The sequence below is a fragment of the Fervidicoccaceae archaeon genome, assembly GCA_038878695.1.
Classification (GTDB): Archaea; Thermoproteota; Thermoprotei_A; order Sulfolobales; family Fervidicoccaceae; genus JAVZVD01.
The window spans coordinates 253,298-259,945 of the sequence record JAVZVD010000002.1 but is presented as its reverse complement, the minus strand read 5'-3'; the positions used below and the strand labels follow the sequence as shown (position 1 = coordinate 259,945).

The following is a 6,648-nucleotide window of genomic DNA, read 5'->3' as shown; positions in this document are numbered from 1 at the left end:
CGTCCTCGTCGTAGAGCTCCACGACGTCCGGATCTCTCCTCAGTTGCTCTACTACCCACATACCCCACTTCTCGAGGTCTCTAGCCAGCTGGTTCCCTAGCCCGTTATCTGTAGCCCACTTGGGGTACTCCAGCACGGCTTTCAGGAAGACGTAGGCTGTCGGCAGTAGCTCTACCGCAACCACCCTGCCTACGCCTAGGCGGATGGCTTCGAGGGGTACGGAGCCGAACCCCGCGAAGGGGTCGAGGAGGCTCATCTCCCTGAGCTTTGCGGCGAGCTGGGGAGGCACCCTCGGGTTCTCCCTGTGCGGCGACCTCTCAGCGTTCAGCCGGGCTACCTCGACGAAGGTCTCCGGGGAGGTCGAGTCGTCTAGGACAGCCCCGAGGATGATGCTTCTAGCGGTGATCAGAGGCTTCCTGGTCCACCAGAACACCATCTCCCATATCGGCGGCTTAGCCCCACCCTTCTTCTCCCTCCTAGCGGACTCGTTCACCGCCTGGACCGGGAAGCTATCGGACTCGAGGAAAGTCCTCCTAACCATCTCCCTCAACCTCAATGCTCCTCCTAACCAAGTCCCTGATGTACTCGCTTACAGATGTATAGCCCCTCTTCTCCATTAGCTTTCTCATCTTAGGGTACCACTCCCTAGGAATGAGGGCTTGAACACGGACGTACCTGCTACTCATAAGCTACTCACTAGATACTACATCATCGCAGAACATATTGAGAAAATTGTTTACGCTCCAACAGTTTCCCGTCCTAGGCTCCTGTGGTTTTGCTAGGACTGGTCGTGCTAGGAGTTTGGGTTCGGGTTAGAAACAGACCATAGCTCGCCGCACGCAGTACCTAAACCGACCCGGATTGTTCGGATTCGAGCATCCGTTAAATCTTTTTGTTTCTGTTCCGGAATCTGAATCGTGGTGGTAGTTATGAAAAAGCCGTGGGCTACATAAGGGTTTCGAGAGAGGACGAGAACCTTTTATATACCTTTTACAGTGTATAAAAAGAAACAACTTTAGTTCATATACCTTATCTCTATGATATCCTTTCTCATCTCACGGTGGACCGTCCCCGCTTCACTTAGAAAAGCTAAATTTTGGTGAGACGAGCCCGCCGAGACGGGGCAGATCTCGCGAGAGCTCCGGGCGTCCGAGAATCGCCTCCATTCGCCGAGCTCCTCATTGGGGTCGAGCCGAGGCGGCAGCCCACCTGAGGAGCTCCTCGTGCCACTCCTCGTCGCGCGCTATTTTCTCGAGGATCCTCAGCGTCAGCTCCGAGCGCTCGCCGCCGCTCGGCCCCGAGAGCTGCCCGATCAACGTGACCGCGAGCCTCGCGTAGGTCTCCTCTCCCACCGCGTCCTCGAACCACGAGGCTCGCTCGATGAGCTCGCTCAGCTCGAGGTACGAGCCCCTCCTCGCGTCCGAGAGAAGCCTCTCCACCGCGCTCCACGGCTCGCCTAGAATGCGCGAGCAGTCTCTCGCCTCGCCCTCAGAGTCGAGGAGCCTCGCTACGACCGCGAGGATCTCGGCGTGGGCCTCGCTCTCGAATGAGATGATCCTCAGCGCCGCCGCGGCCGCCTCGCCCGAGGACTTCTCTAGGCGAGCGGCGTAGGAGCGATAGAGCTCCGCCGTCATTGTCTCGAGCTCTCGGAGGCAGGCGACGACTCCGCCGACCAGCGCGGAGAACCTCAACGACCTCACCCAGGCCGGGCGAGCCTCGGGCGAGCGTCCATAAAAACGCTGCCTCGAGCGGCCTCGGCTCTCAGAGAGCTTAAGGATTTGAGCCTCGGACCGCACCGATGCGTTGACCGAGGCCCCGCCGAGTTGGGCCGGGGAGAAAGCCGATGTACGGAGACTTCGAGGTCTCGAGAGAGCTCGAGGTGCCTCTGCCCGGAGGCAGGCTGATCGTTGAGAGAATCGACGAGGAGAGCGTGAGGCTCGTCAAGGAGCTGAGGAGCTCAAAGGCGACGAGGGTCCTGAGCCTCGGGGCCAGGGAGAGCTTGAGCCTAAGGCCTCTGCCCCCCCTTGGCGGGCCCTTGGAGGTGACGTGCGTGCTGTTCAAGCTCCCGGAGCCGCTCCTCCTACTGCCCGGGGCTCGGGTGACTCTGACTCTGGCTATGCCGGCGGACTTGGGGATTTACGCGAGGGGGGTCCTCGTCGACTCGGTCCCGCTGACGAGGGTCAAGTATGCGCTGTACGGGCCCTCCGACTTGGGCGAGGTCTGCAGATACGTGGACCGAGGAGTGGCCGAGTCCGCCCCGAGCTGGGCCGCGGGCGAGATCTCGGTGAGGATCCGCTCGCTCTCGAGCTCGAGGCTCGAGGTGAGCAGAGTGGTGATCCCCGCGCTAGGGCTGGCTGCCAGCGTGACGGAGGGAGGCGAGGTGACGTTCAACGACGTCGAGGTTGAGGCGTCCAGCGTAGTGTACGCCGAGGTCAGGACGAAGACGCTCTCGTCTCTCGCGGAGAGGGCGGGGCGCCTGAGGTACGCGGGAGAGGGCAGAGAAGTCCTCTACGTGATGAGATATGGCTTATGAGGACCTCCTCGGCTCCGCGACGCTAGGGAGAGCCCTAGATGTGGCTGCGGCGGCGGCGACGATGGCCGCGTTCTACTTGGCGGGCTCGATCCTCGAGAAGTCCATCGCGAAAATGAGGATCGAGGCTCCTCCCGACTTAATGCGAAACTTGGCGAGGACGGCCAAGATAGCTCTCCTCGCGATCGGTCTGCTCGTGGCTCTCTCGCTGTTGGGGGTGAACGTGGCGGGGCTCCTCGTCGCGGCGGGCTTCGCGGGCATGGTCATCGGCTTAGCTCTCCAGCAGACTCTGGGCCAGCTCTTCGCGGGGCTCTCACTCATGTTCGAGGGGAGGGTCAGAGTCGGGGACACGGTCAGGATCGACAACGATTGGGGAGTGGTCGAGAGCGTCGGCCTGATGTCTACGAAGATTAGGCTCTTCAGCGGAGAGGTCCTTACCGTGCCTAATAACACCATGATGGCCTCCAAGATATACAACTACTCGAGGCTCGCGGCCAGGAGGATCGAGCTGAGCGTGGGAATATCCTACGGCTCGGACGTGAGCAAGGCTCTCGAGGTGATCAGGAGAACGCTCGACGAGAAGGAGCTCGTCCTGGCGGAGCCGGCGCCTCTCCTCATCGTGAACTCGCTGGGCGAGAGCTCCGTCAACATAAACGTCCTCTTCTGGGTCCCCGCGAGGGAGTTCCTGACGGTCAGGAGGGAGATCCTCGCCGAGATCAAGAGGCGCCTCGAGGAGGCGGGGATCGAGATACCGTTCCCCCAGAGGGTGGTGTGGCTACGCTCGGTCGGAGAGGCCGCGGAGGCTCTGGGCGAGGGCCCACGCTCCTCGCCGAGAGCCTGAGCCTCAGCTCCGCCGTCTCAAGAGCTCTCGGAGCTTGGGGGAGAGATTGTAGCAGCCGCCCGCTCGCTCGAGCAGACCCCTCCTGACCAGAGAGCTCAGGACCCTGGAGGGGTCGGGCACCCCCTCAACGTACTGCAGCTCCCTCAGAGCGCAGAGCTCCCCCACTGATACGTTGACCAGGAAGTACTCGAGGGCCCTCCTCTCGTCCTCGGGGAGCTGCGAGAGGATCTCATCGATCTCCCTCGAGTAGGATCTCCGGCGGCTCATCACGGCGCGCCGCCCTCCTCTCGAGTATCAGCGAGCCCAGCGCCCTTCTCACGGCGTCGCTCCTGCTCGCGAAGACCCCCTCTTCGACCAGCTCGTCGAGCGCCTCGACCAGCTCCCTGGGAACCTTGCAGCTCAGCACCACGCACCGCCCGACCACGCCGAGCACACCGCGCAATCAAGCTCGCTCGGCTCCGATTTTAAAGCGTAGAGCGGAGTTTGCGAAGGTGAGGCCCGCGAGGGCTTGCCGAGCCTCGACGAGTGGGACGAGAGAAAGAGGAAGAGCCTTGAGAGAATCGCGGAGGACTCCGAGGTCGGCTATCTCGACGAGCGCGTGACCCCTCTGCTGAGGAAGATAAACGAGAGGCCCGGCCTCTACACGACGAGCTCTTGCAGCGGCCGCGTCGTCGTGATCGACGCCCCCGCCCCGTGGGTCAGAGGCGAGGGGGGAGTGGTCTTCAAGAAGCACGACGAGCTTGAGGTGGAGGAGCTGCGCCGCCTGCTGGCCACGGAGCCCGCGCACATCTACTGGCTGAATGCCGCCGGCCCGATAATCCACGTGATGGCCAGGAGCCTCGAGGACGCGCGCGATCTATTGGAGGCGGCGAGGAGGGCCGGCTTCAAGCACTCCGGCATCGTCTCGGTGTCTAAGAGAGGCTTCCTCGTCGAGCTCGTATGCAGCGCTCAGATGATCGTTCCAGTGAAGTCTAAGGGCAAGGCGTTAGTCTACGAGGAGAGGCTGGGAGAGCTCGTCGAGCTCGTCAACTCCACTCTGCGTGAGGGCTGGCGCAGGCTCAACGCCCTCCTCGAAGAGCTCGAGCGGAGCCCGGCCGGTCGGCGCGACGCTGATTAGCCGCGGAGGAGCAATCGCGCTGGGTGAGAAGGGCGTGGGAGTTCTAGGAGACAAGGTGAAGCCTCTCACCGAGGGCCAGACCAAGCTCGTCGAGGCGCTCCGCGATAGAGAAGTCGAGCTCGTCGGAGTCTTCGGCCCGACGGGGACCGGCAAGAGCCTCCTGACCGTCGCGTACGGCTACGACGCGCTGAGAGAGGGGCAATACAGGAGATTCGTCGTGGCCAGGCCTGTGGTAGACGTGGAGACGGGGAGAGAGCTGCTAGCCTCGGAGCTCGGCGACGCCTACGGAGAGGTCATGATGAGGTATCTCGAGGACCTGGCCTCGGCCTACATAGAGCGGAGCGAGCTCGAGGGCCTCATCTCGAGCGGACGAATTCAGTTCGCCGACACGCACCTCCTGAGGGGTCGGAGCTTCGACGAGAGCCTCGTCTTCCTCGACGACGCTCAGCACGTGCCGACGGAGTCTCTGCTCGAGATAATCTCGAGAATGGGGAGAGGCTCGAAGCTCGTGATAGCCGGCGACCCCGTGTTCCAATCCCGCGAGGTCGCTCAGCAAGTCCAGGTGGCCAGGGAGCTCCTAGTGGGAGAGGAGAAGGCTAGAGTCGTGGACCTGGGGCTCTCGGACATAGTCAGGCCCGGGGCTAGGAGAGCGGCCAGGCTCCTCCTCGAGCTCAGAATGAGGAGCAGGCAGCTCAGCGAAGACGAGAGGAGGGTCGTCGAGTCGATGAGGATCCACGCCCCCGACGCCGAGGTCGTCACGGTGCTCGATGCGCGCGAGCTGGCCAAGAGGTTCTCGCTCCAAGAGGGGGCTTCGGCTTTCTTCGTGGTAGTGAAGGCCGGCCACTACGGCAGAGCGATAGGCAAGAAGGGCGAGAGGATCGCCAAGGTAGAGGAGGAGCTGGGCCAGAAGGTGAGGATCGCCGAGGCGACGCTCAACATGGGCCAGCTCCTCAGGTCGATACACCCGCTGCCGAGAGCTCTGAGCGCCGCCAGGAGGATAGACTTAGAGGGGAATGCTGTCGTGATCCACGTGCCGGAGGGCAAGGCAGGCCCAATCATAGGTCAGAAGGGGGTGTTCATCAGATTCACCGACGCCGTCTTGTGGAGGCTCATGGGCACTCGCGTTATCGTCAGGCAGGAGGGGGGGCAGAGTTGACGAGGAGGGGAGCTCCTCCTCGCTTGAGCGACGTGGGCGAGGAGGCGGTGGTGAGGAGGCTCATTGAGAGGACCGCGCACCTCTACCCAAGGAGGTCGAGGCTTCCTCACGGCGACGACGCGGCGGAGGTCGAGGACTCGGGCCTTGTCGCCAAGATAGACGGGTACTCCAGCGACTTCAGCCGCTACGCTTGGGAACCCTGGAGCGATTGGGGCTGGAGAGCCGTCGTCGCGTCGGTGAGCGACCTCATCGCGAAGGGCGCCAAGCCCCTGGGCGTTCTGGTCAGCCTGGGGATGCGCGGAGACTCCGAGGTCTCGGTCCTGGACGAGATCTACGACGGGGTGGTCGAGGCGTGCGAGGCCCACGACCTGTTATTCTTGGGCGGAGACGTAAACGCGTCGTCGGAGAGGGCCTGGATCAACGTGGCGGCGCTGGGCCGAGCCAAGAGGCCCGTGCCGAGGAACGGGGCGAGACCGGGCGACGCCCTATTCACGACTCTGAAGAACGGCTACGGCCTAACGGGCCTCGTTTGGGAGCTGCACAAGAGGGGCCTGGACCCTCGCGGGGCGCTGAGCGAGCTCCCCAGGCTCAGGCCGCGAGCTCCGCTCGAGTTCCTCGAGCTCCTCGAGGAGCTCGAGGTCACCTCCAGTGTGGACGTGAGCGATGGCTTGGCTAAAAGCCTCCGCTTGATCGCCGAGGCGAGCGGAGTCGACGTGTTGATTGACGAGCTCCCGGCCCCTCGAGAGGAGGTGGCTCGCCTAGTCGAGGAGGCCGGCCTGAGCTACGAGGTCTGCGCCCTCTATGGGGGCGAGGAGTACGAAACGCTCTTCACGAGCAGTAACGACGTGGACGAGGTCCTGAGGGCGTGCAGGAGGGCAGGCCTGGAGTGCGCCGCCCTCGGCGTGGTGGTCGAGGCGAGCGCCACCCCCTCGGTTCGCTGGAGATCCTCGATGGCCGAGATAGAGGGCAGAGGCTACGACCAGTTCAGGCGCGAGATCGCTTAG

Annotated in this window: 10 protein-coding genes; 5 read left to right on the top strand and 5 right to left on the bottom strand. The window is 63.3% G+C overall.

Annotated elements, in window-relative coordinates:
- The 3 genes from QXU97_04770 to QXU97_04760 all read right to left on the bottom strand — a co-directional run.
- A partial coding sequence (locus QXU97_04770; protein ID MEM4035906.1) for a DUF1156 domain-containing protein occupies nucleotides 1–556 on the bottom strand: 556 nt, incomplete at its 3' end.
- On the bottom strand, nucleotides 534–686 hold the full coding sequence (locus QXU97_04765; GenBank protein ID MEM4035905.1) for a ribbon-helix-helix domain-containing protein: 153 nt from the start codon (nucleotides 684–686) through the stop codon (nucleotides 534–536). The genes QXU97_04765 and QXU97_04770, both read right to left, overlap by 23 nt.
- 492 nt (nucleotides 687–1,178) lie before the next feature.
- Nucleotides 1,179–1,691, bottom strand: a complete 513-nt coding sequence (locus QXU97_04760) for a hypothetical protein (GenBank protein ID MEM4035904.1) — start codon at nucleotides 1,689–1,691, stop codon at nucleotides 1,179–1,181.
- A 152-nt stretch (nucleotides 1,692–1,843) separates the two neighbouring features.
- Between QXU97_04760 and QXU97_04755 the strand changes: the two genes are divergently transcribed.
- Nucleotides 1,844–2,533, top strand: coding sequence for a DUF432 domain-containing protein (locus QXU97_04755; protein MEM4035903.1), 690 nt, complete (start codon nucleotides 1,844–1,846; stop codon nucleotides 2,531–2,533).
- A complete protein-coding gene (locus QXU97_04750) occupies nucleotides 2,523–3,371 on the top strand; it encodes a mechanosensitive ion channel family protein (protein ID MEM4035902.1) in 849 nt (282 codons plus the stop codon). The genes QXU97_04755 and QXU97_04750 overlap by 11 nt, the downstream gene beginning before the upstream one ends.
- A gap of 3 nt (nucleotides 3,372–3,374) precedes the next feature.
- Here QXU97_04750 and QXU97_04745 read toward each other — a convergent pair whose 3' ends face one another.
- Both QXU97_04745 and QXU97_04740 read right to left on the bottom strand, forming a co-directional pair.
- Nucleotides 3,375–3,641: a hypothetical protein gene (locus QXU97_04745; protein MEM4035901.1), complete on the bottom strand. Its 267-nt coding sequence runs from the start codon at nucleotides 3,639–3,641 to the stop codon at nucleotides 3,375–3,377.
- Nucleotides 3,601–3,804 (bottom strand): ribbon-helix-helix domain-containing protein, encoded by a 204-nt coding sequence (locus QXU97_04740; protein MEM4035900.1) that lies wholly within the window; start codon nucleotides 3,802–3,804, stop codon nucleotides 3,601–3,603. The genes QXU97_04745 and QXU97_04740 overlap by 41 nt, the downstream gene beginning before the upstream one ends.
- Nucleotides 3,805–3,879: 75 nt before the next feature.
- On the opposite strand from QXU97_04740, the gene QXU97_04735 reads away from it, so the two are divergent.
- The 3 genes from QXU97_04735 to QXU97_04725 are packed head-to-tail and all read left to right on the top strand — an operon-like array spanning nucleotide 3,880 to nucleotide 6,648.
- Nucleotides 3,880–4,488, top strand: coding sequence for a hypothetical protein (locus QXU97_04735; GenBank protein MEM4035899.1), 609 nt, complete (start codon nucleotides 3,880–3,882; stop codon nucleotides 4,486–4,488).
- Between the two features lie 34 nt (nucleotides 4,489–4,522).
- Nucleotides 4,523–5,644 (top strand): PhoH family protein, encoded by a 1,122-nt coding sequence (locus QXU97_04730; protein MEM4035898.1) that lies wholly within the window; start codon nucleotides 4,523–4,525, stop codon nucleotides 5,642–5,644.
- Between the two features lie 32 nt (nucleotides 5,645–5,676).
- Nucleotides 5,677–6,648: a thiamine-phosphate kinase gene (locus QXU97_04725; protein ID MEM4035897.1), complete on the top strand. Its 972-nt coding sequence runs from the start codon at nucleotides 5,677–5,679 to the stop codon at nucleotides 6,646–6,648.